27 protein-coding genes are annotated in these 26,001 nt (G+C 62.1%); 16 read left to right on the forward strand and 11 right to left on the reverse strand.

Going from position 1 to position 26,001, the window contains the following annotated elements; translation table 11 throughout:
* The first annotated feature begins 3 nt into the window (after positions 1–3).
* The 8 genes from ppdK (at position 4) to AAC029_RS01505 (ending at position 8,173) form a co-directional block, all read left to right on the forward strand.
* Positions 4–2,679, forward strand: a complete 2,676-nt coding sequence (gene ppdK / locus AAC029_RS01470; RefSeq protein WP_339743193.1) for a pyruvate, phosphate dikinase — start codon at positions 4–6, stop codon at positions 2,677–2,679.
* A gap of 201 nt (positions 2,680–2,880) precedes the next feature.
* Positions 2,881–3,648 carry a cell wall hydrolase gene (locus tag AAC029_RS01475; protein ID WP_339743195.1) on the forward strand — a complete coding sequence of 256 codons (768 nt, stop codon included), beginning with the start codon at positions 2,881–2,883 and terminating at the stop codon, positions 3,646–3,648.
* Between the two features lie 218 nt (positions 3,649–3,866).
* On the forward strand, positions 3,867–4,754 hold the full coding sequence (locus tag AAC029_RS01480) for a hypothetical protein (protein ID WP_339743197.1): 888 nt from the start codon (positions 3,867–3,869) through the stop codon (positions 4,752–4,754).
* Positions 4,755–4,893: 139 nt separating this feature from the next.
* Complete coding sequence (locus AAC029_RS01485) at positions 4,894–5,526, forward strand: hypothetical protein (RefSeq protein WP_339743199.1); 633 nt, start codon at positions 4,894–4,896, stop codon at positions 5,524–5,526.
* Between the two features lie 212 nt (positions 5,527–5,738).
* A complete protein-coding gene (locus AAC029_RS01490) occupies positions 5,739–6,251 on the forward strand; it encodes a curlin-associated protein (RefSeq protein WP_339743201.1) in 513 nt (170 codons plus the stop codon).
* 96 nt (positions 6,252–6,347) lie between these two features.
* Positions 6,348–6,737 (forward strand): curli-like amyloid fiber formation chaperone CsgH, encoded by a 390-nt coding sequence (csgH, locus tag AAC029_RS01495; RefSeq protein WP_339743203.1) that lies wholly within the window; start codon positions 6,348–6,350, stop codon positions 6,735–6,737.
* Positions 6,738–6,903: 166 nt separating this feature from the next.
* Positions 6,904–7,410, forward strand: coding sequence for a DUF1993 domain-containing protein (locus AAC029_RS01500; protein WP_339743205.1), 507 nt, complete (start codon positions 6,904–6,906; stop codon positions 7,408–7,410).
* 115 nt (positions 7,411–7,525) lie between these two features.
* On the forward strand, positions 7,526–8,173 hold the full coding sequence (locus AAC029_RS01505; RefSeq protein WP_339743207.1) for an LON peptidase substrate-binding domain-containing protein: 648 nt from the start codon (positions 7,526–7,528) through the stop codon (positions 8,171–8,173).
* Between the two features lie 3 nt (positions 8,174–8,176).
* Here AAC029_RS01505 and AAC029_RS01510 read toward each other — a convergent pair whose 3' ends face one another.
* A complete protein-coding gene (locus AAC029_RS01510; RefSeq protein WP_339743209.1) occupies positions 8,177–8,572 on the reverse strand; it encodes a hypothetical protein in 396 nt (131 codons plus the stop codon).
* Positions 8,573–8,839: 267 nt separating this feature from the next.
* Here AAC029_RS01510 and AAC029_RS01515 point away from each other — a divergent pair, with 267 nt between their 5' ends.
* Positions 8,840–9,496: a hypothetical protein gene (locus AAC029_RS01515; protein WP_339743211.1), complete on the forward strand. Its 657-nt coding sequence runs from the start codon at positions 8,840–8,842 to the stop codon at positions 9,494–9,496.
* Between the two features lie 2 nt (positions 9,497–9,498).
* On the opposite strand, the gene AAC029_RS01520 is transcribed toward AAC029_RS01515, so the two are convergent.
* The gene (locus tag AAC029_RS01520) at positions 9,499–10,239 is read right to left on the reverse strand and encodes a hypothetical protein (RefSeq protein ID WP_339743213.1); all 741 of its coding nucleotides are present in this window, start codon (positions 10,237–10,239) and stop codon (positions 9,499–9,501) included.
* Between the two features lie 271 nt (positions 10,240–10,510).
* Between AAC029_RS01520 and AAC029_RS01525 the strand changes: the two genes are divergently transcribed.
* Positions 10,511–10,819 (forward strand): GIY-YIG nuclease family protein, encoded by a 309-nt coding sequence (locus tag AAC029_RS01525; RefSeq protein WP_339743215.1) that lies wholly within the window; start codon positions 10,511–10,513, stop codon positions 10,817–10,819.
* Between the two features lie 705 nt (positions 10,820–11,524).
* Here the strand turns inward: AAC029_RS01525 and AAC029_RS01530 are convergent.
* The 3 genes from AAC029_RS01530 to uvrB all read right to left on the reverse strand — a co-directional run bounded on the left by AAC029_RS01530 (position 11,525) and on the right by uvrB (position 16,515).
* Positions 11,525–12,859 (reverse strand): hypothetical protein, encoded by a 1,335-nt coding sequence (locus AAC029_RS01530; protein ID WP_339743217.1) that lies wholly within the window; start codon positions 12,857–12,859, stop codon positions 11,525–11,527.
* A gap of 2 nt (positions 12,860–12,861) precedes the next feature.
* Positions 12,862–14,058 (reverse strand): Fic family protein, encoded by a 1,197-nt coding sequence (locus AAC029_RS01535; RefSeq protein ID WP_339743219.1) that lies wholly within the window; start codon positions 14,056–14,058, stop codon positions 12,862–12,864.
* Positions 14,059–14,337: 279 nt separating this feature from the next.
* Positions 14,338–16,515, reverse strand: a complete 2,178-nt coding sequence (gene uvrB / locus AAC029_RS01540; protein WP_339743221.1) for an excinuclease ABC subunit UvrB — start codon at positions 16,513–16,515, stop codon at positions 14,338–14,340.
* A gap of 155 nt (positions 16,516–16,670) precedes the next feature.
* On the opposite strand from uvrB, the gene AAC029_RS01545 reads away from it, so the two are divergent.
* Together AAC029_RS01545 and AAC029_RS01550 are read left to right on the forward strand one after the other, a co-directional pair.
* A complete protein-coding gene (locus AAC029_RS01545) occupies positions 16,671–17,105 on the forward strand; it encodes a response regulator (RefSeq protein ID WP_339743223.1) in 435 nt (144 codons plus the stop codon).
* 55 nt (positions 17,106–17,160) lie between these two features.
* Complete coding sequence (locus AAC029_RS01550; RefSeq protein WP_339743225.1) at positions 17,161–17,616, forward strand: response regulator; 456 nt, start codon at positions 17,161–17,163, stop codon at positions 17,614–17,616.
* 23 nt (positions 17,617–17,639) lie between these two features.
* Here the strand turns inward: AAC029_RS01550 and AAC029_RS01555 are convergent, their stop codons facing one another.
* On the reverse strand, positions 17,640–18,011 hold the full coding sequence (locus AAC029_RS01555; protein ID WP_339743227.1) for a DUF3775 domain-containing protein: 372 nt from the start codon (positions 18,009–18,011) through the stop codon (positions 17,640–17,642).
* Positions 18,012–18,300: 289 nt separating this feature from the next.
* On the opposite strand from AAC029_RS01555, the gene AAC029_RS01560 reads away from it, so the two are divergent.
* On the forward strand, positions 18,301–18,810 hold the full coding sequence (locus AAC029_RS01560) for a response regulator (RefSeq protein ID WP_339743229.1): 510 nt from the start codon (positions 18,301–18,303) through the stop codon (positions 18,808–18,810).
* A 9-nt stretch (positions 18,811–18,819) separates the two neighbouring features.
* Here the strand turns inward: AAC029_RS01560 and AAC029_RS01565 are convergent, their stop codons facing one another.
* From AAC029_RS01565 to AAC029_RS01575, 3 genes are all read right to left on the reverse strand, one after another.
* The gene (locus tag AAC029_RS01565) at positions 18,820–19,152 is read right to left on the reverse strand and encodes a hypothetical protein (RefSeq protein WP_339743231.1); all 333 of its coding nucleotides are present in this window, start codon (positions 19,150–19,152) and stop codon (positions 18,820–18,822) included.
* Between the two features lie 62 nt (positions 19,153–19,214).
* Positions 19,215–20,234 (reverse strand): beta-eliminating lyase-related protein, encoded by a 1,020-nt coding sequence (locus AAC029_RS01570; RefSeq protein WP_339743233.1) that lies wholly within the window; start codon positions 20,232–20,234, stop codon positions 19,215–19,217.
* 32 nt (positions 20,235–20,266) lie between these two features.
* The gene (locus AAC029_RS01575) at positions 20,267–21,004 is read right to left on the reverse strand and encodes a hypothetical protein (protein WP_339743235.1); all 738 of its coding nucleotides are present in this window, start codon (positions 21,002–21,004) and stop codon (positions 20,267–20,269) included.
* A gap of 178 nt (positions 21,005–21,182) precedes the next feature.
* Here AAC029_RS01575 and AAC029_RS01580 point away from each other — a divergent pair, with 178 nt between their 5' ends.
* The 3 genes from AAC029_RS01580 to AAC029_RS01590 all read left to right on the forward strand — a co-directional run bounded on the left by AAC029_RS01580 (position 21,183) and on the right by AAC029_RS01590 (position 22,844).
* Positions 21,183–21,452 carry a hypothetical protein gene (locus AAC029_RS01580; protein WP_339743236.1) on the forward strand — a complete coding sequence of 90 codons (270 nt, stop codon included), beginning with the start codon at positions 21,183–21,185 and terminating at the stop codon, positions 21,450–21,452.
* A 109-nt stretch (positions 21,453–21,561) separates the two neighbouring features.
* A complete protein-coding gene (locus AAC029_RS01585; protein ID WP_339743238.1) occupies positions 21,562–22,002 on the forward strand; it encodes a hypothetical protein in 441 nt (146 codons plus the stop codon).
* Positions 22,003–22,166: 164 nt separating this feature from the next.
* Positions 22,167–22,844, forward strand: a complete 678-nt coding sequence (locus AAC029_RS01590; protein ID WP_339743240.1) for a transposase — start codon at positions 22,167–22,169, stop codon at positions 22,842–22,844.
* 67 nt (positions 22,845–22,911) lie between these two features.
* On the opposite strand, the gene AAC029_RS01595 is transcribed toward AAC029_RS01590, so the two are convergent.
* On the reverse strand, positions 22,912–23,475 hold the full coding sequence (locus AAC029_RS01595) for a class GN sortase (RefSeq protein WP_339743242.1): 564 nt from the start codon (positions 23,473–23,475) through the stop codon (positions 22,912–22,914).
* Positions 23,472–25,718: a marine proteobacterial sortase target protein gene (locus AAC029_RS01600; protein ID WP_339743244.1), complete on the reverse strand. Its 2,247-nt coding sequence runs from the start codon at positions 25,716–25,718 to the stop codon at positions 23,472–23,474. The genes AAC029_RS01595 and AAC029_RS01600 overlap by 4 nt, the downstream gene beginning before the upstream one ends.
* Positions 25,719–26,001 lie beyond the last annotated feature (283 nt).

The following is a 26,001-nucleotide window of genomic DNA, read 5'->3' on the forward strand; positions in this document are numbered from 1 at the left end:
GTCATGAGTGCAGGCAATAAGTGGGTTTACGCGTTCGGTGCCGGCTATTCGGAGGGCGAGGCAGGAATGCGTGAGCTCCTCGGTGGCAAGGGCGCCAATCTGGCCGAGATGGCAACGCTGGGCCTGCCGGTGCCGCCAGGCTTCACCCTGACGACCCAGGTCTGCACCGCTTATTACGAGAACAAGCGTCACTACCCGGCTGATCTGGACGAACAGGTCGAAACCGCGCTGGCCAAGCTGGAAGCAACCGCCGGCAAGGTGCTGGGCGATCCGGCCAATCCGCTGCTGGTCTCGGTGCGCTCCGGTGGCCGCGCCTCGATGCCGGGCATGATGGATACCGTGCTCAATCTCGGCCTCAACGACGAAACCGCCGCCGGCTTGGCCGAGCTGTCGGGTGATCGCCGCTTTGCCTATGACAGCTATCGCCGCTTCATCCAGATGTATTCCGATGTCGTGCTGGGGCTGGATCACGCGATTTTCGAAGACATTCTCGACGGCTTCAAGGATGAGAACGATTATTCGCTCGATACCGATTTGAGCGCCGACGACTGGGAAAACATCGTTGGCCAGTACAAGACTGCCGCCGCTGCCGCCCTTGGCCGGCCTTTCCCGACCGATCCGCGTGAGCAGCTCTGGGGCGCGATCGGCGCCGTCTTCATGAGCTGGATGACCGAGCGCGCCAAGACCTATCGCCGCCTGCACGACATTCCGGCCAGCTGGGGCACGGCCGTCAATGTCCAGGCCATGGTATTCGGCAATATGGGCGAGACCTCCGCCACCGGCGTTGCCTTCACGCGCGACCCCTCGACCGGCGATAGCGGCTATTACGGCGAGTTTCTCGTCAACGCCCAGGGCGAAGACGTCGTCGCCGGCATCCGCACGCCGCAATGCCTGACTGAAGCAATGCGCGATCGCATGGGCGATCACTCGCCGTCGATGGAAGCGGCAATGCCGCAAAGCTATGCCGAACTCTCCGCCGCCTTCGACAAGCTGGAACGCCATTATCGCGACATGCAGGATATCGAGTTCACGGTCGAACGTGGCCGGCTCTGGATGCTGCAGACCCGAACCGGCAAACGCACCGCCAAAGCGGCGCTGCGTATCGCCACCGACATGGCCCAGGAAGGCCTGATCACTGAATCCGAAGCAGTGATGCGGATCGATCCGGCGCATCTCGACCAATTGCTGCACCCGACGCTCGATCCGAAAGCCGAGCGCGATGTGCTGACCACCGGTCTTCCGGCTTCGCCGGGCGCTGCGACGGGAAGCGTCGTGTTCGATTCGGATGTTGCCGAAGAGCGCGCCAAGTCGGGCGAAAAAGTCATCCTCGTGCGCATCGAAACCTCGCCCGAGGACATTCATGGCATGCATGCGGCAGAAGGCATCGTCACCGCCCGTGGCGGCATGACCAGCCACGCCGCCGTGGTTGCGCGCGGCATGGGACGGCCTTGCGTCTCCGGTGCCGGCCAGATCAAGATCGACTACGCCAAAAAACTGTTCACGGTCGGTCGCCGCACCATCCATGAAGGCGAAATGCTGACGATTGACGGCTCCAACGGCCAAGTGCTGTTCGGCGAAGCGAAGATGATCAAGCCGGAACTGACCGGCGAATTCGCCATCCTGATGGGCTGGGCCGACAAGACGCGGCGCATGAAAGTGCGCGCCAACGCCGAAACGCCGCAGGATTGCCAGACCGCCGTCGAGTTCGGCGCCGAAGGCATTGGCCTGTGCCGGACCGAACACATGTTCTTCGATGCCGACCGCATCGCCGCCGTGCGCGAAATGATCCTGTCGAACGACCAGGATGGCCGCGTCACCGCCCTCGACAAGATCCTGCCGATGCAGCGCGATGATTTCGCGCAGATCTTCCGCATCATGGGCGAGCTGCCCTGCACGATCCGTCTGCTCGACCCGCCGCTGCATGAATTCCTGCCGCACACGGAAGAAGATGTGATGGACGTCGCCAAGGCGACCGGCCTGCCTGCCGAGCAATTAATGGTGCGCGCGCGCGATCTGGCCGAGAGCAATCCAATGCTTGGCCATCGCGGCTGCCGTCTCGGCATCACCTTCCCGGAAATCTACGAAATGCAGGCACGGGCGATTTTCGAAGCCCAGGTCGCGGTCGAAAAGGAAACCGGTTTTCAACCGCTTGCCGAGGTGATGATCCCGCTGGTCGCAACCGTGTCCGAGCTCTCCATTCTCAAGGCGCGGGTCGCTGGTGTCGCGCAAGCCGTGGCCGAGGAAACCGGCGGTAAACCGAAATACCTGATCGGCACCATGATCGAACTGCCGCGCGCCTGCCTGATGGCCGGCGAGATCGCCAAGGATGCGGAGTTCTTCTCCTTCGGCACCAATGATCTGACCCAGACCACATTCGGCCTGTCGCGCGATGATGCCAGCAAATTCCTCGGCGATTATCTTGAAGCGGGGATTCTCGAAAAAGATCCCTTCGTGACGATTGATCGCGACGGCGTCGGCGAGCTGGTGCGCATCGCTGCCGAACGGGGCCGCAAGACCCGCCCCGATCTGAAAGTGGGAATCTGCGGCGAACATGGCGGCGATCCGGCCTCGATCGAATTCTGCGAAGAAGTCGGGCTCGATTATGTGTCCTGTTCGCCATATCGCGTGCCAATTGCGCGCTTGGCTGCAGCGCAGGCGAATCTGCGACGCCAATCTTAAGTGATTGAACTTGGGTAATGAAATGGCTCTCCTCTTGTCTTGGGAGAGTCATTTCTTATTTGTAACCCGCCAGCGTGCTTGACCGGATCGGTCTGTCCTCATAGAGAGGCGCGCTAAATTTAATGCGAAATTGACTTCATTTGTGCATGGTACGGTCGTTGCATCGAAACGATTCGGGCTGAGATGAAGACCGGAGTACGAATGAGTTTGGACGCTGTACGCAGGCAGCAAGAGCAAGTGGCGACGGCGTTTTATACGCTGGCGTTTATTGTGCTGTGCATACTGACCGTGCTCGCGCTCAATGCCGCCTCCGGGCGTGCCCGTGAGCAGGACGAGACCGTCATGTGGCAGTCGCTCGCCCAGCGTTATCTGCTTGAGGGCGATGCCGACGGCGCTTGGGATGCCCCGCGCACGCTGCAAGTTGCCGCCATTTCCTTAAATTCCGACCTGCAGCAGGGCGCGATCCTGACCGAGCGGCCACTCGACGATCTGCGTACCTTTGACAGCTCGCACTTTGCCATGGCCGCCGATTTTACCGCCGAGCTGAACTGCCTGTCGCAGGCAGTCTATTACGAATCGCGTAGCGAGGCTTTCGTCGGCCAGCTCGCCGTCGCCCAGGTTATCATGAATCGGGTGCGCCACCCGGCCTATCCCGACACGATTTGCGGTGTGGTCTATCAGGGTGCCGAACGGAATACCGGTTGCCAGTTCTCCTTTACGTGCGACGGTTCGACCACGCGCACGCCACGCGGCCGCGCTTGGCGCCGGGCCGAACTGGTGGCCCAGCACGCATTCATGGGTTTTGGCCGCGACGTAACCCGCCGCGCCACCCATTATCACACCGTTGCGGTCGATCCGCATTGGAGCACCTCGCTGGTGCGGACCCGCCGGATCGGTACCCATATCTTCTACCGCTTCCCAACCAGCAGCGAACGCTCCGCTGGGGTCGTCGCCGGACGCGACGCCTGATCAAAGCGCCTGCTCGCAGGATGAGACCGCCAAAGCATGAGGGGCCCCGGAGCGATCCGGGGCCTTTTTCTTGCCTGGGCCCGGGCGGATCTGGCTCGATCGACAATTGCTGACGGACGCTCTGGTGTGGCGCCGACCGCGATGAGCGCTTATTAAGAAATTGCTGAAAGACTTTAACCATGAATGGGCCGCGGCAGGCTCGAAGGAATGGGGTTGGCATGTCCGCATCGATGTCGAACAAGACGCCGGACCGGCTTTGGCTTTGCATGGCTGACAGCCCGCGCACGCGAACACTGTCGCGGGCGCTCGCCAAAGGCATGGACGTGACCGTCTATCTGGGGTCGACCGTCGATCCGGACGGCCCGATCGCGCTGATCATTGTCGATGATGCCAATCTTACCTGCCTGGAGACCGCCCGGGCCAATGCCGCACCACATCAAAAGTCGATCCTTGTTACCGTCAGTCCCAAACGCATTGTGGCGGCCGATATATTTTTGACCCAAGACTGTGATGCCGGCACCCTCGCCAACGTGATCGAGGGCCTGTTCGCCTATCGCGCGTCCCAGATCTCGCCGGCAGCAAGTCAGACCAATCCCGTCATGACGACGCTGGACACGGCGAGTTTCCGCTTGCGCACGCTGGAGGAGGCTGTGCAGGCGGCGCTTTTCCTTGGCGCCATGGCGCCGCGCGTCTGTGAGACGACGGTCGGGCTCTATGTGCTGATGGCGAATGGTATCGAGCATGGCAATCTCGATTTTTCCACTGAGGACAAGGCTCAGGGTCTGGCCAGTGGAAATTGGGCCCGCAAGCTGGCCCAGCGCATGGCCGAACCGGAGTATCACGCGCGTCGGGTCAATGTTGATTTTCAGCGCGGTGAACGTTTGATTTCGCTGCTGATCCAGGATGATGGCGATGGTATCGATGCCGAGACGGCCGAGCTGGCCAATCCGCTGCGCGTCGGCCATCGCGGCCGTGGGATCAAGCTGGCGAAATCAATGGGCTTTGCCGAACTGACTTGGCTGGGCATCGGCAATACTCTGGCCGCCTCGATCCTTTTGCCGGCTCGGCAAGATGAGACTGTTCGCAGCACCGCGACGGTATCCTGACCCGTCAGCCGCCTGTCCGGGCGAGTGACAGGGTGAACGCCCGCTGAACTTCCTCCTCAGACTCGCGTCAGACTGGGTTTGCTACTCACGGCTCCATAGGACGTGCGCGTCCGATTTGTCGTTCAGGAGGACCCGATCAATGACTTTCACCAAACCCGCACTGAAACTGGCTGCAGCTGCACTCGGTCTGGCGCTCGTCGCCGGTGCCGCTCCGGCCAACGCCCAGAGCTCGGGCATGGCACTCGCGGCGAATGAACGTTGCGCCGTCCAGGTCTATCTCTCCAATTCCTCGGCCCAGGTTGTGGCGAAGGCCGCGCCCGGCCTGTCGGGAAGCTATCGTTTGCTGGCCTATCAGGGGATGCCCACCGGTGCCACGGAAGCCGGTCTCAGCGGATCTTTTTCCGGCTCCGGTTCACGCGACTCGATTTTGACCCGGACACATTTGGGCCTGGGCTTTGTCGGCACCCGCAGGGTGGGTTCCATGAGCGAGATCCGCGATGCGGAATATGGCCAGAACGCTGCCTTGCATGTTGATCTGGCCGTGTTCGACCAGCGGGGTCGGCTGATCTGCCGCTCGCAAACGCCGGCGTTCTACCCCGTCGAGATGCTCGACGGTCCGGCGGTGTCGCCGACCAGTTATCAGGCGCCGAACGCCGCGCCCTATCGCGGTCCGGCTGCGGCAACGATGCCCGATCGCACCACGCCACGCGCGTCCCAGCTTGAGCGCAGCCGCGGCCTGCGAGCGATCATCGCGGCTCGCCGCCAGCACTGACACTGACTTCCTGTCTATCCCTCCACTCAACGCCCGGTGCCCAGGCTCCGGGCGTTTTCTTGTCCGGGTGGCACAAACCGCCAGACATCTCGCATTCATCGACCTGTCGGACGTCTGAACGTGGACCTCAGGATCGGCTCACCTCGCTTCGGTTAGAACAGGATCAGTCTTCGATGCATTGGGCGTCGGGCAACACCAAATGGAGTTAAGCCATGAAAATCCGTCTTTTCCTCGCCAGCGCCCTCGTCGCTGTTTCTGTCCTCGGCACCGTTGGTGGCGCTGAAGCTCAATCGCGCAATCGCGTGGCGATCAGCCAGCAAGGCTATAACAACGACCTCGCCGCCCGCCAGAATGGCTATCGCCAGTCGATGGTGATCAATCAGCGCGGCGACCGCCAGTATGTCACCGTCATCCAGGACGGCGCACGCAACGGCACGACCGTTGGCCAGACCGGCCGCTACAACGAAGCCCATGTCGACCAGTACGGCCGTCGCAACGACGCGGTGATCGGCCAGCAGGGCTACAATAATTACGGCACCAGCGTTCAGACCGGTTCGAACAACCTGGCCGGGATCGCGCAGATCGGCAGCAACAACACCGCCACCACAGACCAGTATGGCAATAATAACGGTGTTGGCGTCATCCAGGTCGGCAATGGCCAGAACGCCCACGTCACGCAAACCGGAAGCGGGAATGTGACGCTGGTGATCCAGGGCCAACACTAAACCCGGCCGCCCATTCGGGGAGGGCGTCTTCGCCCTCCCCACGGCAGCCCGGCTTGCCCCGGACATTCAATTTTCGACAGTGAAAAGGAGACTGTCATGAGCATCAATATTCTAGCCGTCAATGCGATGGCGATTGCAGGCGCAGCCCTGATCGCAATCCAGCCCGGCGAACCGGTTCTCTCGGATCAGCCTGGCGTCAATTTCTCCAACTCGGCCTGCCACATCGAGATGGCTGAGACCCCCGATGGACTTCTCGTCACAGCGTGGGGCATGGGCGATGCGGGCAGCAATTACCGCATGGTCGTGACCCAACGCATGGGCGGCGGCGGGTTTGATATCGTCCAGGAAGGCGATGTGCCGGCGGGTGGCAGCGAAGACGCGCTGTTGTCAGACATCCTGCTCGATACCGACGCGAATTTCAGCGCCCGGCTTTCGACCTGGAATGCTACCGGCGAGCTCGTTTGCCGCTGGGATGAACAGGCCTGATACCGACCGGCCATTGCGGCCAATTCGCGATGGCCGGCGGCGGGCGTGATGACAGCCCGGCCCCGGTGAGAACCGGAATATCGCCATCGCAGATATTCAAATTTTCCCTCTGGCTCTTTGCCTCGAACATCCCCATCTGTTGGCTTCCAACCAAGGGGAAGTCATCATGTCCATTCCACTCTCATCCATTGCCAAGACCCAGCTCGACCAGACCTATCGCGCGCTGGACGGTATTCTCGCCAAGGCGGCGGCCCACGCCGCTGAGCACAAGGTCGATGAGGCTGTCTATCTCGACTGGCGCCTGACGCCGGACATGTTCGCGCTCAAGCGCCAGGTCCAGCTGGTCAGCGATTTCTCCGTGCGTGGCCTGTCGCGCCTGGCCGGACAGGATCCCGCCTCGATTCCTGACACTGAAGCCTCGTTCGAGGATTTGCGCGCCCGCCTGACGGCCGCCCGCGCCGCTGTCTGGGCTCTGCCGGTCGCCGCGCTTGATGCTGAACCGTCGGGCGAGATCACCTTCCCCGCCGGCCCCGGCAAGGAAATGACCCTGCCGCGCCATGCCTTCGTCCAGAATTACGTTCTCGCCAACGTGCTGTTCCACGCCTCTATGGCCTATGGGATTTTGCGCAGCATTGGTGTGCCGATCGGCAAGCGCGACTTCCTGGCGGTCTGACGGCCCAGGGGATGGGGGATGTCGTGCGGCTTGCATTGCGAGCCGCACGCGCCGCCAGGCACGCATTCCTCGCCCAACCCTTGGCGACGGCGTCAGCCCTTCCTATCTTTGGTCCATGACCAAGACACGCACACTGCCCGCCACATTGCCGCTCTTCCCGCTTCCCGGCTGCATTCTCCTGCCTGGAGAAATCCTGCCGCTGAACGTGTTCGAGCCGCGCTATCTCAACATGGTCGATGATGCGCGCCGCGAAGGCGGCCATATCGGCATCATCCAGCCGCAAACCAACCGGGCCACCCATCAGCCCTCCGGCCAGCCACCGCTGCGCCGTGTCGGCACGGCCGGCCACATCAAATCCTTCGTCGAGACGCGTGATGGCCGTTATCTGCTGACACTGGACGGGATCTGCCGCTTTACCCTCGACGCCGAAACCGATGCCGCAGCGCCCTACCGGACAGGCCGGGTTGATTACACCCGCTACGTCAGCGATCTCGTGCCGCGCCCGCCACTGGCCGGCAATCGGCCAAGGCTGATTGCGCTGCTCCGGGCCTGGTTGGGGGGTGAGCCAATTCAGCTCGACTGGACCGGGGTCGACGCCATGCCGCTTGAGGCCCTGGTCGACCGGCTCGCCATGCTGGCACCGATGCCGGCCGAAGCACGCCAGGGCTTGTTGGAAGCGCCTGATAGCGCCGCCCGCTTGGCGCGGTTTGAAAGCCTGATCACGACGCTGATCGCCGGCCGCGCCAGCGGCACGGTGCAATAGGGGTCAGGCCGGCCGGGATACCTCGCGCAGCCAAGCGTGTGCCTTGTCGCGCGAGCGAAAACCACGCGCGATGCCATTCATCTGCCCGATCGCGCCGAGCGCAATGCGGATCTGGTCTTTCTGGTCATCGCGACTGATGAAGGCGATTGGCAGGCCACGGCATTGACGCCCGATCTGACGGACGCGCGATTCCAGCTCGACATTCGTGATGCGAAAATCCGAGGCGCGGATGTCGAAGGCGACGGCGCGCACGCTCACATCCTTGAACAAGCTCTCCATCGCCCGCTGCGGCTCGGCGCCCATATCGGGTGTGCGAAGGCCCTCGGTCCGCATTTCCAGCAGACCGTCAGCGATGCGTATCTCGAACTGGGCCGTCGAATAAGTCCGCAAACCGGACACCTCCCTGCCTCTTGACCAAGAGTTGCGGGGTATGGGGGCGAAGTTTGCACAAATTGCGGCGAAAGCGAGATTTATCGACTAGCCTTGCCATAATTTGCGATCAAATTCGCCGAGTAATTGGGAAATAGCGCCAACTTCTTGGCAATCCCCACCCGGCGATGCCCGTTTTCACCGCATGCCACGGCCGGAAAACTGCGTGCCAGCACCGGCCATCAGTGGCAATCTGAACCCTACCACAGATTGACCAGCTTCGGGGGGTATCGGGCCATGGAATTTCTGACAGATCTGTCGCATTGGCTGGCGCGCGAGGAGACGCGCTTCTGGCTCAGCTGGGGCGGGCTCGCGCTGACGTTTATCATCTCGGTCACGCTCGCCATCGCCCAACTCGGCATTATCCGCCGCTTCGACGAGGCGGCGCTAATCAAACAGCAGCGCGGCCGCAAGGCGCAGAAGCCGGACACCATCCGCCGCCATATTCGCGAATTCGAATCCTACGCCGAAAATGCGATCCGTCTCGCCGCGATCCGCACCGGTTTCGTGCTGATGTTCGGCGTCGCCATTCCCGGCGCGCTGCTCGCTGTACTGGTGATCTATCAGGACTGGTTGATGCCCGGCACCGCGCTGTTGCTCGATGCGCCCGCCAGCGGCGCCGGCCCGCAGACCCTGATCGGCTTCGTGCTCGACCAGGCGATGCGCGGCGGGCTCAGCGATGCGTTTGAAGTGTTCGATCTCAGCCTCAGCCCGGTGCGCAATAACCCCGACAACGTCATCTTCTCCTGGCTGATCCTCGGCTACCGGATCATCGCCGGCGTGATTTTCGCCGTCATCCCCTTTCTGCTGATCCAGATCGCCCGCGGCGCCGGCGCCTTGGCCGGCGCCATCGGCCAACTCAAACACGACCTCGCCGCCGCCGAAGCCGGCTGACCCTAGAGCCGGCGGATCGAGACGTGCGGGCCTTCGCGGCGGCGCAAGGTCGGTTGTGGCTCGGGGGCGGGGTCTGGGGCCGCGTCTGGCGCGGGTTCTGGACTGGGGGTCGGAACGCCGTCCTGTTCCGATGTCGCATCGTCCCGGCCGAATAGTCTCTGGCGCAAATCCTCGCGCAGGACCTCGATCGGGATCAGATCATCACGCCCCTCGGCCTCGGCGCGCTTCAGGGTCCAGCCGGGGGAAAATTCGAGCGGGAAGCAATGCGCATCCAGCGGCACACCGACCAGTTCCGGTGGCAATTGTCGCCGTGATTTCTGGTCTGCCTGGGCCTTCAGCGCCGCGGCTTCGGCCTCACGCACCGACAGATCGAGAAATTGCCGTGCCAGCCGCGCCGTCGCCGCAGCCTTGGCGATCTGGCCGCCGACGCCATAGCGGCTTGCCTGCGCCATCAGATAACGCGCCGCCTCATTGGGCGGCAGGCTGGGCAGATCAGGCGCTGCGGCCCCCGTCTGCGCTTCAGCCCTGACTTCAAACCGCCCCGGCGCGGCCGTCCCCTCGACCGCGGCCTCTGCCAAATCACACTGCCGCCAGCGCCCCCGCGCCGCCCATTGATACAGGGTCGAGGCGGGAACCCCCACCTCCGCCGCAATCTCCGCCGTCCCCACACCCTGCTCCCGCAAGGTCCGGGCCCGCGCCTCCAACGCTTCGCGTTGGGCCGGGTGTCGTGTTTTCGCTGTCATGGGCGGAAGTATAGTGGCGGGTGGGGAGGGGGTGGATAAGTTGGGGGCTGGCGCGCTCGCACACCGCTCAAATCAACCCACCACGTTCGTCATCCCAGCGCAGGCTGGGACCCAGTTCGTAAAGCTGGACGCGTTGTCAGGCTGGGCCCCAGCCTGCGCCGGGATAACGGTTTGGACATTGCGTGCCTTTACGTGCCCGCCCCGCGAGCGTTATTGCGATGGACTCCTTAAAGGTGTATAATGTTGCTTCACATGTAATCTCATCCAACCCATGGCGAAGCATCCCTGCGTCTACATCCTGACCAATCAGCGCAACGGTACCCTCTACACCGGCGTGACGGGTGATATCGGCGCGCGCATGATCCTGCACCGCGAAGGCCGCGGTTCGAAATTCGCCGCCCGCTACAATCTCACCCGCTTGGTCTGGTATGAATTCCACCAGGATTTCGGCTACGCCATCGCCCGCGAAAAGAACATCAAAGCCTGGAAACGCGCCTGGAAGCTGAGCCTGATCGAAGACACCAATCCCGACTGGCAAGACTGGTTCGAGACCATCGCCATGTGGATCCCGCTCGATTGAGCTGTCCGCCAGACGAATTTGACACCCAGCTTTCCCACAATCGTCATCCCAGCGAAAGCTGGGACCCAGACTCATCAAGCGCCGTGCCCTACGAACTGGGTCCCAGCCTGCGCTGGGATGACGCCAGAATAGGCGTTTGTGCTTGAGGGACGAAGCCGTCAGCCCAGACCCAAACAGGTCAAACTCCAACCCCACCACAATCGTCATCCCAGCGAACGCTGGGACCCAGACTCATCAAGCGCCGTGCCCTACGAACTGGGTCCCAGCCTGCGCTGGGATGACGCTAGAATGAGCGTTTGTGCTTGAGGGACGAGGCCGTCAGCCCAAACCCAAACAGGTCAAACTCCAACCTCACCACGATCGTCATCCCAGCGAAAGCTGGGACCCAGACTCATCAAGCGCCGTGCTCTACGAACTGGGTCCCAGCCGGCGCTGGGATGACGATAGAATAGGCGTTTGAGATTGAGTGGCAGGGCTCCAGCCCAGACCCACCCATAAACCTCTTGCCGAGGACTCCGCCGCATCAAATTCGCGCCGTCAAGGCGCATGCTCGCAACGCGGCGCCGAAGGCGGCCTTGACGGCGCGGCTTTGATACGGCCCGCTGGCTGGCATGGGAGCTAAGGGGGGAGTGCAGTGGGCCCCCTTTATCCCGGGAATCAACAACAAGACACGATCAATGTGGGTGCGGCTTCCTTTGCGCGCCTTTACCCGTTGTCACCGGGCACGTGTGCTGGGTGACAGATGAACAGCCTGCGGCTGTAACCTCCATGACCGTCGATGCCCCAATTGTCTCGCTTCAACGTGATGCTGACTTCGTTGATGACGTACTCACCGCTATCTCGACCAATGCAATCCCGCTTGAAGACTTCAACTGCTTCGTCGCCGATGGATTCGAAAAGCAGGACCGCAGCCAATTCCCAGAAACGGTTGTCAGCCTGTTCCGGCTTGCCCAACTGGTTGACGTCCAGCGTCAGTGTTAGTCGGGTTGCGATATGTTTGGTTCCGTAGATTCTGTAAGTGATGCGGCTTGGAGGGTAACCATCATCAATCGCGGCCGGTGGCGATTCGGCGAGCCAGTCTCGAACGAACCGGTGATAGTCGTTTGCCTTGAGCCCCTCCGCCTTCAGGAAGCTCTGGGCCGTATAAGGTGACCATCCGAGCTCCCAGGGGACGTGGGGAGGGTTTTTCGCGCGCTTGTAAGACTCCCAAACTTCCTTGATTGTTTCGTCTATCGTCGCTCGGTTGAGCTCCTCGGCTTGGTTCATGTTGCGCTTGAACCGCTGAAGCAGCTCAATTTTCCCGCCAAACACCACCATCGCCCGCAGGGCCGCGTAGTGACGGAGACGGTTGTCCTTGAATTTGATTTTCATGCCAATGATGGCGTTTTCGTGGGCCATATAGAGGAGCACGGCATAGAGGAATGGGAGATACATCAGCGACAACAGTGCTGGCACCGCAAAATCACGCAGAGTGTCGAGGTTCGCGAACTCCTGAAAGTCAGTAATGATCCGATAGACGCTGAATCCTAGCATCCCCAAACCAGCGATCATGAGAAGGTTTTCAGACAATCTCGCAACGATCTTGGTTTCCTGTTTGGTGTCCGCAACTGCGAGCAATAGGCCTAGGAAAACCAAGGCCGGAATCAAGATAAGTTCGCCCCAAAGCGGCAGCGTGTAGAACTCACCGATGAAGACGATGATTGCCGTTATTGCGACGGTATCTTTAGCAAGAGTGCGAAGCGCCCTTGGTGTGTCGGATAGGCGGTTGACATCGAACAGCGTTGCCAGCCCGAAGGTTAGCACCCAGACCAGCGTGCCTTTTAGGTGCGAGAGTGCCCAGATATTTAGCGTCGCCAGAAGAGCAACACAAAGCGCGACCCAAGTGATCGCGGCCCCGATGGCCACAAGAATCGAAGGTTGGAAAAGCACGTTGATGAGCTTGGCCAGCGCCGGACGAGCTTTAGGCACAAACATGATGCCGACGAACGCGAGTGAGAGCCAAATTAGGATTGCTTCCTCGCGGCTGTTCAGATCGAACATCCCTACTTCTCCGGAAACAGACCTGGCATCCAAAGCGAGGCCAAGCTGGCAGGGAAGGCAAGTCTGAGGTCGGATTTGTGCGTTTCCGAGGTCAGGACACCGGCCTTGACGAGCGCGGCAGCGACGCGCCTGGCGCTTCGGTCAGCCATGCCGAGGGTGTTTTCCAACTCACTGCGAGGCAATGAGCCACGGTAGAGAACCGCCTCCATGAGGCGACCAGCCTTGGCGGGCAGGCGCCCGACTTCAGCTTCGTTTTTCGTCCACAACAAAACACGCTCTCGAAGCGCAGCGGGCTGCATCAGGCTCTCCATAAAGGTGACCTGATCAAGACAGGTTTCCAGGAAGAAGCGGGTAAATGAGGCGAGGGCCTCTTCACTCAATGTGCCGCGCCCGTCAAGATCGTTCCGGCGGTCGGTATCGCACGAAGCCAAGTGTTCCTTATAGGTCTCCACCTTTCTCGCGAGCCCGCGCGCCACGGACCACAGACCGCCGGTGTCCAGCGATCGCAGCAGCATGGCATGCGACATCAAGCGGGCGACGCGGCCATTGCCATCCGCAAAGGGGTGTATCCACAAAAAACGGTGATGCGCGCCGGCAGCGCCGATGATCGCGCTGGCCTTTCCTGGCCTGCCATAGGCGTCGTGGAAGCGGTCAAGAAAGCGTGGAATGGCGCCGGGGCTCACAGGAATATGGCGGCCTATTTTTACATCGCCCGTGCGGTAGGCACCGGGAATGACGCGCGCCCTCTCTTTCGTCTCCGGGTTTTCGACCCAAAGGAGAGTGTCTGGCAGGAGCACGCAAAATCGTCGATGGATCTCACACAGGCTTGCGGGGTCGGTTTCAGCGCCTGCTACGCCGCCGGCATCAATCCATGACTGGACAGCGATATGCGCTTTGGCTTCGAGTTGCAGATCCCGCTTCCCGGGATCGGCGCTATAATCCTCCAGCAGGGCGCGCTCGATATCGATCGGATGCGTCTCGTGTCCTTCGATCAGGTTGCTGTAATAACAATTCATCGAGCGGACGAGTTCTGCGAGGGCAGAAACGATCTCCTTCGGCAGGCTGCTCTTGAATGCGGCTGAGCGGGTCGCAAGTTCAAGCGCGAGATCGTTCAACACGCCTCGGTGTCGTGATGACTCGGAAATCAGCAGCGGTTCCATAAGGCCAATGGATTCGTTGCGATCTTCACTTGTCATCATATTTGTCCGGTTTTTTGGCCAGTTTTTTGGTCAGTTCATTTTTTCTCACGTTTCCAACAATAGCATAGAGTTTCACGTTCTGGGTGAAATATTTTGTCCGCAGAAGTGGCCGGTTTTTTGGCCGGTTTATCGAAAAAGCTTTTCTAGCGCTTTTTGTGTGAAAAGAAATGAGGCGCAAAGGAGCGCCCTCAAGAAAAGGGGCCCCGTAGTTGAATGGAGGGTCAACGAGTCTGGACGGAAAACGCAAGATCACTCGTGTTGGATCAACTCCATTTTGGTCTACCCCTCCAACTTCTTAATCTCATCCCGCAGCCTCGCCGCCTCCTCAAACTCCAGATCCGCAGCCGCCTCGCGCATCCGTTTCTCCAGATCCGCGATGACGGCGATGACATTGCCGCCATAGCCGGCCTGGTCCTGGTCGCGCATGCCTTTGGGTTTGCCGCTGCCCTTGCCGCCGCGCCAGGCGCCGGGGCTGCGGGCTTTGGCTTGTTTTTCCATGACCTGTTCGAGGATGTCGGAGACGCCGCGTTTGATGGTGAGGGGGGTGATGTTGTGTTCTTCGTTATAGGCGACCTGTTTGGCGCGGCGGCGGTCGGTTTCGCCGATGGCGCGGTCCATTGAGCCGGTGCGGCGGTCGGCGTAGAGGATGACCTTGGATTCACTGTTGCGGGCGGCGCGGCCGATGGTCTGGATCAGGCTGGTCTCGGAGCGCAGGAAGCCTTCCTTGTCGGCGTCGAGAATGGCGACGAGGCCGCATTCGGGGATGTCGAGGCCTTCTCTCAGGAGGTTGATGCCGACCAGCACGTCATAGGTGCCGAGGCGCAGATCGCGGATCAGTTCGATCCGCTCCACGGTGTCGACGTCGGAATGCATATAGCGGACTTTCAGGCCCTGCTCATGCATGTATTCGGTCAGATCCTCGGCCATGCGCTTGGTCAGGACGGTGACGAGGGTGCGCAGGCCGGCTTCGGCGGTCTTTCTGGCCTCGTCGATGACGTCATCGACCTGGGAGGCGGCTTTCCCGTCTTTGGTGAGCGAGACCGGGCGGATCTCGACCGGCGGGTCGATCAGGCCGGTCGGGCGGATCACCTGTTCGACGAAGACGCCGCCGGTCTGGTTGAGTTCCCAATTGCCGGGCGTCGCCGAGACGCTGACGGTCTGGGGGCGCATCGCATCCCATTCCTCGAATTTGAGCGGGCGGTTATCGAGGCAGGAGGGCAGGCGGAAGCCGTGATCGGCCAGCGTCTTCTTGCGCGAGAAATCGCCTTTGAACATTGCCCCGAGCTGGGGGATGGAGACATGGCTTTCATCGGCGAAAACGATGGCGTTTTCAGGGATGTATTCGAACATGGTTGGCGGCGGCTCGCCCGGTTTGCGGCCGGTGAGGTATCTTGAATAGTTTTCGATGCCGGCGCAGGAGCCGGTCGCCTGCAGCATTTCCAGGTCGAATTCGGTGCGCTGGGACAGGCGCTGGGCTTCGAGCAGCTGGCCCTCGCTCTCCATCCAGGCGAGGCGGGTCTTGAGCTCGGCTTTTATCGACTGGATCGCCTGGTTGAGGGTCGGTTTCGGGGTCACATAGTGGGAATTGGCGTAAAATTTGACGCTTTTCAGATCGGTGATGGCGCGGCCGGTGAGCGGGTCGAATTCGGTGACGCTCTCCAGCTCGTCGCCGAAGAAGGAGAGGCGCCAGGCGCGGTCGTCATAGTGAGCCGGGAAAACCTCGAGACTATCCCCGCGCACCCGGAAAGTGCCGCGGCCGAAAGCGGCGTCGTTTCGGATGTATTGCAGATCGACCAATTGGCGCATCACAGCACGCGGATCGGCGGTGTCGCCGGGCTTCAGCTCGAAGGTCATCGCGGTATAGGTTTCGACCGAGCCGATGCCATAGATACACGACACCGAGGCCACGATGATAACATCATCGCGCTCGAGGATGGAGCGCGTCGCGGCATGGCGCATCCGGTCGATGGCCTCGTTGATCGAGGACTCCTTCTCGATATAGGTGTCGGTGCGCGGCACATAGGCTTCGGGCATGTAGTAGTCGTAGTAGGAGACGAAATATTCCACCGCATTATCGGGAAAAAATGATTTGAACTCGCCGTACAACTGGGCCGCCAGGGTCTTGTTCGGGGCCAGGATCAGGGCCGGGCGCTGTACCGCTTCGATCACCTTGGCCATGGTGAAGGTCTTGCCCGTCCCGGTCGCACCGAGCAGGACCTGGTCACGCTCGCCGCCATTGATCGCTTCGACCAGCTCGGCAATGGCTTGCGGCTGGTCACCGGTCGGTTCGAATTCGGCAACGCAGCGAAAGCGTTGGCCACCTTCCGATTTCGCAGGCCGGTCCGGGCGGTGCGGCTCCCAATTCTCGACCGGGTGCGCGGGCGCGATCGCCGGCACGGTATCGAGGATGAAGTCTTCCGGTGCGGCGAGGCTGTCGTCGAGGGTGAGTTTGACCATGCCCACGATATACGCATCCCGTGCCCGCTCGGCCAGAGGGCGGGGGTGCGATGCTGACGCCACGGTGTCAGCAGGCGCGGCCGCCCCATTAACCACGGGTAGGCTGATGTTAAGCCTGACAGGCTAGTCTGGACGGCTGGATCCCGGAGTTGCCCATGTCCGCCCTCGACCTTTCTGGTGTTACGCTTTTACTGATCGACGACAGCCGCTCGGTCCGCACCGTGCTCAAGACGCTGCTGTGTGGCCTCGGCATCAGCCGGATTTATGAGTGCCGCGATCCGGACGATGCCCTCGTCGTCGCCCGTCTCAGCCGGCCCGATCTCGCCCTGGTCGATTATGATCTCGGCCTGACCAGCGGGCTCGACCTCATTCGCCGCTTCCGCGATAGCCAGGTCAGCGCCAATCCCGACATGCCTATGATCCTGCTGGCGCCGCCCAGCCTGCCGCATTTTGTTCGCGACGCCGAGGCTGCCGGGGCCGATGCGGTCCTGCCGAAGCCGGTCAATGCCGGAACCTTGGGGCAGAAAATTGGACAGGTATTGCAATCTGCGACCCGCGGGGGCGCGGTGCAATCCCGTCACTCGGCTTAATTGGTAATTCAGTTTTTTGTGGCAACTCAATGGGTCAATGCCGCCGAGGTTAGTCATGACTAGTTCAATTCTGCAGGGGTTCCGCATCCTGATCGTCGAAGACGTTGCTGCAACGCGTCGATTGATCGCGCGTTTGCTCGGCAGCTTGGGGTGTCACCATTTGTTTGAGGCCGACGGCGTCGAGAGCGCCTGGCAGTACCTCAATCGGCAAGACCTCGATTTGATGTTGCTGGATTACGAACTTCAGGACGGAACGGGTGTGAAGCTTATCCGCGAACTGCGCGCCAATGCGACGTCGCGCAGTCAGGCGCTTCCGACCATTATGCTGACCGGCCATTCCGAGGCCAATATCGTCGAAGAATCCATTTGCGCTGGTGCCGACAGCTTTCTCGTCAAACCGGTGATGCCGGACAAGCTCGGTCAACGCATTCAGGACGTCATCTCCAGCCGCAGGAGCGATATCGTTCGGGCGGCCGGGCGCGGTCCCAAGACTGAGGTGCACTGGGGCTAAGCCTTCGCGTGCCATGTCTGGCGTCAGGCGTCGTCGAACACATCGGCTTCGATTACCGCGTCCAGTCCGGCCTCCAGATAATCGCCCAGCATCGGTACGCCGAGCAGATAGCCAGCTGTGGGTGAGCTGCGGCGCGCTTGGGCTTCTTTGACGGCGGCGATGAAATCATTGCCGTCAAAATCGCCGCGCCCGATCCAGTACAAGGCCACCAGCTCAACCTGGCTTTCCTCATCAAGCCCATCAATCCAGTTCCTGATCTCATCGCGGATCGGATCGCGATCACCGGTCAGCATGGACTCAACGGAATCCAGCTCTGCCGAGTCCGGATCCGGCTGGAAATCGTCGATCTGTTCCTTGCTGTCATAGGCACGCGCCCGCAAGATCAGGCTACGCACGGATCGTTCCGCCATATTCACGGCATTGCCCTTTCCTCTGGACGTCACGGCCAGCGCCATCCAGGCGCAGAGCCTAGCACACTGGCGCCGAAAAGTGATCTATCGCCGTTTGGTTCGACCGGGTGCCAATCTCTGCTTCGCGCGGGGTCGGGTAAGCCACTGTAAACGGGTGACAGACTGCTGAAATCACGGCGTGACACCGGTCGCGGCAGGGCGGAGCAAGACTTGGTTAAGGTCGAACGGTCAGACTTGTGCGGACTGAAGATTCACCAATGCTCAGTGAGAGCCCATGTCTGGCAGTTTCGACCGCATCCGTGTTTTGATCGTTGAGGACAATGCACACATGTCGACGATCTTGCGCACCATCCTGCAGGGGTTTGGTGTTCGCACGATTATCGAGGTGCGCGATGCCGCCGACGCGTTCGAAACCATGCGCGATGTTAATCCGGATTTCGCGCTGGTCGACTATATGCTCGGCGATTTGAACGGGTTGGAATTTACCCGCTTGGTCCGCACCGCCTCAGACAGCGCCAATAAATATCTGCCAATCATCATGGTCACCGGTCATACGGATCGCTCCAAAGTGATCGAGGCGATCAATGCCGGCGTCAATGAATACCTCGCCAAACCGGTGCGTCCGGTTGATTTGTTCCGGCGTATCTCGGCCCTGATCGAGCGGCCGCGCCGCTTCGTCAAGGCCTCGACCTATTTTGGACCCGACCGCCGCCGGCGCCAGGATCCGCGCTTCGCAGGCCCTTGGCGTCGTTCGACGGACGAGGAAGAGGCCGAAGCCTCCTGAGGCCGATTGTCACACCTTGCCGGCACTCGCCATCTCTTTGTAAATGTTGAACACAATGACCGCCTCCCCGGCACCGACGGCCTTGCGCTTGCGGATGATCGAGGCGAAATCGGCGTTATTGACCAGCAATTCCGGTCCCATTCGCACCAATTCCTCGCGCGTGATCAGGGCTGTATCGCAGCTGAGTGGCGCACCGCAGCCGGAGCGACAACTGATCGCATCGGCCTTGCCCAGCATGTCTGCCAGCGCACGGGCTGCGTCGCGATCGGCGATGAAGACGCGGCCAAAGGGATCAAACCCCACCGAGTTGAGATGAAACAATACCCCGCGTCCTTGCGCCATTGCTGCCTCCTGTCATGCGAAATCGGGTGTACACCCTTTGTTCCACAATCTCAAGACGTAAATTATCCGACAGCAGCGATCAGGGCCTGGATCTCACCAGGCTCGGTGCACCAGCTCGTGACGAGGCGGGCGGAACCATCGGGCCATTGGTAAAACCCGGCTCCGGCGGCGCGCATGCTGGCGGCGACGGACTCCGGAATGCGAGCAAATATCTCATTGCCATCAACGGGGTGAAGGATTTCGACACCGGGTATCGATGACAAGCCGGTAGCGAGGTCGGTGGCGCGAGCGTTCGCGGCCCGTGCCAGGTCGAGCCAGAGATCGCCTTCCAGCCAAGCCTCGAACTGGGCCGCCATGAAGCGCATTTTCGGTGCCATATGCCCGCCACGCTTCTGGCGCGCCTGCAAGGCCTCGAACCGGTCCATCACCGGGCCAAACAGCACCACCGCCTCGGCGCCGAGGGCGCCATTCTTGGTGGCACCGAAACACAGGGCGTCGACGCCGGCCTTCCAGGTCAGTTCCGCAGGCGTACAACCCAATGAAACCAGGGCGTTGGCGAAGCGGGCGCCGTCCATGTGAACGAAGGCGGGGCGTTGCTTCAGGCGCTCTGAGCGCTCGCGAACTTCTGCGACCGAATAAGCGGTACCGCTTTCGCTCAGATTGGACAGTGATAACACCCGGACCGGGCTGGTGTGGACGAAGCCTTCCGGGATTTCCGCCAAGGCGCGGTCCAGCTCGGACAGCCCGATCTTACCATGTGCGCCGCCGAGCGGGATAAGCTTGGCGCCGCCGGTATAGAATTCCGGCGCGCCGCGCTCGTCGCGATGGATATGAGCTTCGTCATGGCACAGGATGGCGCCGTCAGACGGGCACAGGACGGAGAGCGCCAGAGCATTGGAGGCCGTGCCGGATACCGCGAACAAGACTTTGAGATCACACTCGAAAATCTCCCGCAACCGGGCTTCGACGCGGGCCGATATCGGGTCATTGCCATAGCTCGGCTCAAAGCCGGTATTGGCGGCGGCAATGGCCTCGACCAGTTTGGGATGGGCGGGGGCGGTGGTGTCGGACAGAAAGTTCATAAGGCTCAGAGAAACCGGCTTGCTGCCTATCGTCAATCGCCAAACACCGGGTCGGGATGGCGTGGCGGCAGGCTGTCGCGCATCTGGTCGGCGGAGGAGGTCGGGCGGCGGCTGGTATCAGCCAGGGTTGGTCGCCCGCGCAGATCCGTCAACCCGAGGCCATCACCTTCAAATAATGCATGAATTTGCTCGGCGCTCATCCCGTGACCGATTGCGGCCTGCTGCCCGGCCGCCAGATTGGCGTCGCTGGCAAAGCGCAACATGGCGAGGCCGTCAGGATCGGGATCGTCGCTGCAATGACCGGCTTCACGGTTGGCTTCTGATGAGGTCATGCAGAAGATTTCGCGAACGATAAATGGTGTTCCAGTCAGGGCGGCGGTCTCGGGAAGGGCGGAAATTTCGTAGGCAGCAAGGCCTTGCTGCGGGCTATCCGTTGGATTGTCGGTCAGTGCCTCTTCATCATCCGCCAAGTCAGCATTGACCACCTGTTCGTCATCACTTTCGTCGCGGGCTTGTGTCGCCGTCGCCATATCGGCTTGCGCGGGCGGTGAAGGCGCGATTTCGGGCGGGCTGTCGTCCGGCTCGATCTCCGGTTCCGGCGTTGCGACGAGAACGAGATCGATCGCGGTCAGAGCGGCCGGCGCGGCGGGCGGCCGCGGCGCCACCAGAATCAGCACGATCAGCGCACCATTGGCGGCAAACGCCAGCGCCCAGGCGAGGGTGCGGCGAATGACAATCTCACGGACGGGTCGGACGGCGGCCTGGCCCAAGCAAAACTCCCAACAGCCCCCGCCGTGGGTCTATCGCTAGCCGAGCCAGTCGCCAGATGCCAGTCCGGGAACATGACAAACCGGTAAGGTTTTCGCCGCCAACTGCTTGCCGGCAGCGGCGCGGCAGCGCAGTGTGGCGCCTGATATTGACCCTCCACCCGCCGAGGAGACCGGCCCCATGACGAAAACCCTTGCGATCCTGCTCGCTGCAGCCGGTCTGTGTGCCGCACCGGCGCTGGCGCTCGATCACCACATGGACGACGAGCAGGCTGCACCGAGCTATGAGGAATGCGTCGCCGAGTGGACGGCGTTCTTCGGCACCGACACCCAGTATGACGATGCCACTCGCGCCATCGCCATGGACGGCCTGTCCCGCGAAGACCGCGCCCGGATGCAGACCTGCGACGACATACTCGATGGCGGCCGCGCGCTGCAAGCCGGCCAGTAGCGCCAGAAAAGGGGACAGGTATAATTAACGCGTAGTCTGTCCGGTTTGCCGAGAGCGGCACCGTCGTGCTGGCGCGTGAATTATACCTGTCCCCTTTTTGAGACCTTCGATGACTGAAGTCTATGATCGCAAGGGCATTGCCCCGAAACTGGCTCTGACCTGTCCGCAGTGCGGTGCCGAGGCCCGCTTCGAGGGCCTGTATGGCGAGATGGCGCTGCCGGTCATGCTCGCCGACGACAGGACCGGCACCAAGCTGTCCTGGGCCGGGCGGCTGAGCTGCCTCGCCTGCGGTCTCAACCGCACCCACGAGGTCGACTGGCCGCGCGAGGCCTTCTTTCAGCTCGACTATCGTGGCGAGAGGCTATGGGCTTTCGACCGGGCGATGATGGTGGAGATACTGGCTTATCTCAACACCGGTGGCGATCGCGACACGGTGCGGCGAGCGAGCCCGCACGCGACGCGGCTGATGCGGCTCCCGAAAGTGTTCCTCACCGCCAAGGCACGCGAGACACTGGTGGCGAAGATCGAGGCCCTGCTGGCGCGTGGCTGAACGTGAGAAAAAGGGGACATGTATAATTAACGCGCAGTCTGTCCGGTTTGCCGATAGCGGAACCGTGGTGCGGGCGCGTTAATTATACATGGCCCCTTTTTCGGTGCCAGCATCGTCGTTCAATTTCCGCTTGTGTTCGTGTTTTGTTCCTTTATAATTGCGTGATGCCACGGACTGCACGCCTCGTTCTTCCCGGTTGCCCGCATCACATCACCCAGCGCGGCAATCGTCGCCAGCGCGTGTTTTTCTGTCATGAAGACTATGCCCTCTACCGGCATTTGCTGGGCGTCGCATGCCGCAAGCATGGTGTGGCTTGTTGGGCGTTCTGCCTGATGCCCAATCACGTCCATCTCGTTTTGGTGCCACAGGACGAGACGGGGCTGGCGGCAGCGCTGCATCAGACCCATTTGTGTTACACGCAGCGGATCAATCCCCGCGAGGGCTGGAGTGGCTTTCTGTGGCAGGGGCGCTATTTCTCCTGTCCGCTCGATGAGGGCCATGCCTTGGCGGCGCTGCGCTATGTCGAGCTCAATCCGGTTCGTGCCGGCCTGTGTGAGCAGCCGCAGGACTGGCCTTGGTCGAGCACGCGCCACCGGCTCAGGCTCAAACGTTTCCGCCTGCTGGCCGAGCCTGCCTTCTTACGTCGCATCCCGGACTGGGGGCGATTTCTCGCCCAAGGTCTTGATGCCGCCACTCAGGCCCGGATCGGGCTCTTCACGCGGACGGGGCATCCGCTCGGGGCAGAGGATTGGGTCGCCACGCTCGAGCGGCAGGCCGGGCGCTCGCTACGGCCTCGCCCGCGCGGGCGTCCAGCGGGAGCTAAAGGGGACAGGTATAATTAACGCGCAGTCTGTCCGGTTTGCCGATAGCGGAACCGTCGTGCGGGCGCGTTAATTATACCTGTCCCCTTTAGCCCTTTAGCTCCGCCCAGACCACATAGCGCTCCGGCCCCGGCATCAGGGCGCCGAACGGCCAGCACGTGACCAGGGCCAGCCGCGCCGGTCCGCCTTCGGGCTCAATCCCGGAGCGGGCCGCGTCGACGATTTCCATATTGGTGACGCGATATTCGATCTGCTGGCCGGCGGGGGTTTCGAGCATCACGGTGTCGCCCACCCTCAGATCTTTGAGGAACTCGAAATGCGTGTCGCGGTGGGCGGCGATGATGGTGGTGCCGGGCTCACCGGCGGCGGCGGAGACGGTCAGCATGGCGGGACCGAAAGCGAGCGCTTCGCCGCCGGCTTCGGCGAGGACGATGGCGTGCTCGCCCAAGGAAGGGACGGAGAGCCGGGCCACGGGCCAGGTATCGGCCCAGGGCCATGGTGTGGCCGCGATCTCTCCGCCGATCGCACGCGTCCACGCCCTTGCGAGCAGGATTTGTGCGAACTCCGCTTTCGCGGTCAGAAAAAGCCCCTGACCGAAGATCGCGGCACCGGCGATCAATACCAGCGCCGCGATAGCTGTTTTGGCCCTCACCACAGGCGCCGCTCGCGATTGGCGATCAGCCAGATCAGGGCGATCAGCATCATCAGACCACCGAGCCCCATCAACAGTTCGCGCGGTGTTGCGGTGGCTGGTAGCGGTATGCCAGCGGCATCGACGGGCGCGGCGTCGGGATCCTGACCGGGGCGCAGGCGGGCGAGTAGGTTGGGGTCGAGGGCGGCGTGTTGTTCGGGCGCGAAGCGTTGATCCATCACCGCCTGGAAGTCCCAACCATCGGGGATCATCAGCGGCACGTCGCGTTGGACCAATTGATCGCCAACCGGGCGGACCGGGGTGGCGTCGACGGCGACGAGGCTGGTCAGGCGGGTGACGAGGTGGAAATCGAGCGCGGTCTGCAGCACCGAGGCGTCGATGCTGGCCGGGGTGGCGCCCTGGAAGCGCATTTCCTCCAGCGCGCGGATGCGATTGCGTGCCCATAATGTGGCGACGCCGGACGCGGGCCGGGCGTCGGTCAGAGCGATGTCCTGCTGCCAGGCTGAGCCGGCCAGCTCGCCTTCCAGCCGCATCATGCCTTCGGGGCCGGCCAAGCGGGCGGTGAGCAGGACGGGTTCGCCGTAATAGAGATCGGGCAGGGGGGCTGGCCATATCTCGCTCAGGGCCCCGGCGGGAAAGAGCGCGTCGAGATCGGTCATCACCGGACGTTCGAGCGCCGTGAACAGGCGGTCCATGGCGCCGGCGACTTCATTGACATCGCCAATATGGGTGAAGGTGCCGCGGCCAAACCGGGCGGCGCGGCTCATGAAATAGGTGTTGGGCGCAGCCCCGATCCCGACCGGGAAGAGGCGTGAGCGGCCCAAATCCTGATGGATGGCGGCGAATAGCTCGGCCTCATTACCGATCGCCCCATCGGTGAGGAAGACCACCTGGCGCACACGGCTGGTGTCCTCCGGCGTGTCGTCATGCAGGGCGGCGCGCAGGGCTGGCAGCATCACCGTGCCGCCCTCTGCCTGCAGGTTGGCGGCAAAACTACGCGCCCGGGCGATATTGACCGGGATGGCATCGACCGCCTGCGGGAAGACGCGCTGCATCGTATTGTCGAAGCGGATCAGGTTGAAGCGGTCGCCGGGCTCGAGCCGGTTGAGGGCCGCAACCAGGGCTTGGCGCGCCTGGCGCATGGAGGCGCCGGCCATGGAACCGGAATTGTCGATCACGAATATCGTTTCGCGCGGCCGGCGCGGCGTGTCGCTACCGAGCCGGGCTGGCGGCAGGATCTGCGCGAGGAGATAGGTCTGGCCATCGAGCTCTTCGGTGAACAGTGCGGCGCTGGGGGCGGTCTCGTCGGCCGGGCGCCAGGTGAGGACGAAATCGCGGTTGGCGGGGATGGGGCCATCGGCGAGCGAGATGATGGCGTGGCCGGGCATGGAACGGTCGACCAGGGTGGCGTGATAGCGACTGGCGACGGCGCCGAGTGCGAAGCCGGGCTGGAGGTCGGCGTGGATGCTGACTGGCAGGCGCAGATAATCGCCCGGTTCGGCGGAGGGATGCATCAGTGGCGGCGTGATCCGCATCGCGTCGGCGAGACCCTCCATCCGATCACCGCCATCGGCGGCAAAGACGAAGCCCTCCGGCTGCGGGATATAGCGCGGCGTGATCGCCAGTGGCACGCGCACCTCGAATGTACCGTCATTCAGGCGGGCGACATCCTGATACTCAATCTGGACGATGATCGTCTCATGCGGGCCGATATTCGCCACCGAGGTGGTGAACATGTTGGGGCGCTCCTGCTCGACCAGACTGGCGCGCTGGCCATTGGCGCGGGCGGTCTCATAGATGCGGCGCGCCTGCTCGCGTTCATGGATCTCGCCCTCGATGAAACGGTCACCGATCTGCATCCGCAGCCGATCTACACCGCTATCCTCGGGCATCGGGAAGACATAAGTGCCCTCAACCCAGGCGTCGGACGGGTTCTCGAAGCGCTGGGTAATGATCGCCCGCACGATCGGACCGGCGATATCCAGCCGGATATCGGTCGCGACCAATGGAGCCGGGATGTAGAGCCCGCCCTCAACGGTCTTGAGCAGGAGCGCGCCTTCATTGATCTCGCTGAGACGGACCATGCCGGCCTCGGTCGCCGCTGTTGTCTCTGATGGTGCCGCGGCGCTGTCCGCATGCGCTTCTGACCAGAAAAAGAGGCTGGCACCGAAAACGGCGATGGCTGTGATGAGCCCCAGCCAAGCCTGTCCACCAGCGGGTCTGTGTGAGTGTCCGGATGCCATGTGAGTTGTCCCTCGCGTCGTGACCGGCCACCCGCTGCGCGTGTTCGAAGCAGGCGGCCGATCTCCCTGTCCATGATCAGGCTGGGCCGCGAATTTGCGCGTCCCGGGGCGGGTTTGCGGCCATTGCGGGAAAAAATGGGGCGATGTCTGGGCGTGCTACCGGGTGTTGCGGCGCAGCAAAATTCCGCAAGTTTTTGCGGCAAAAGCCGGGCTTTGCGCATTTCCCTCTGCTGCGGGGATTGGCGCGGGCGAATGCGGGGACTAGGTTTGCGCAACGCCAATC

It is taken from the genome of uncultured Maricaulis sp., from assembly GCF_963975345.1.
GTDB lineage: Bacteria > Pseudomonadota > Alphaproteobacteria > Caulobacterales > Maricaulaceae > Maricaulis.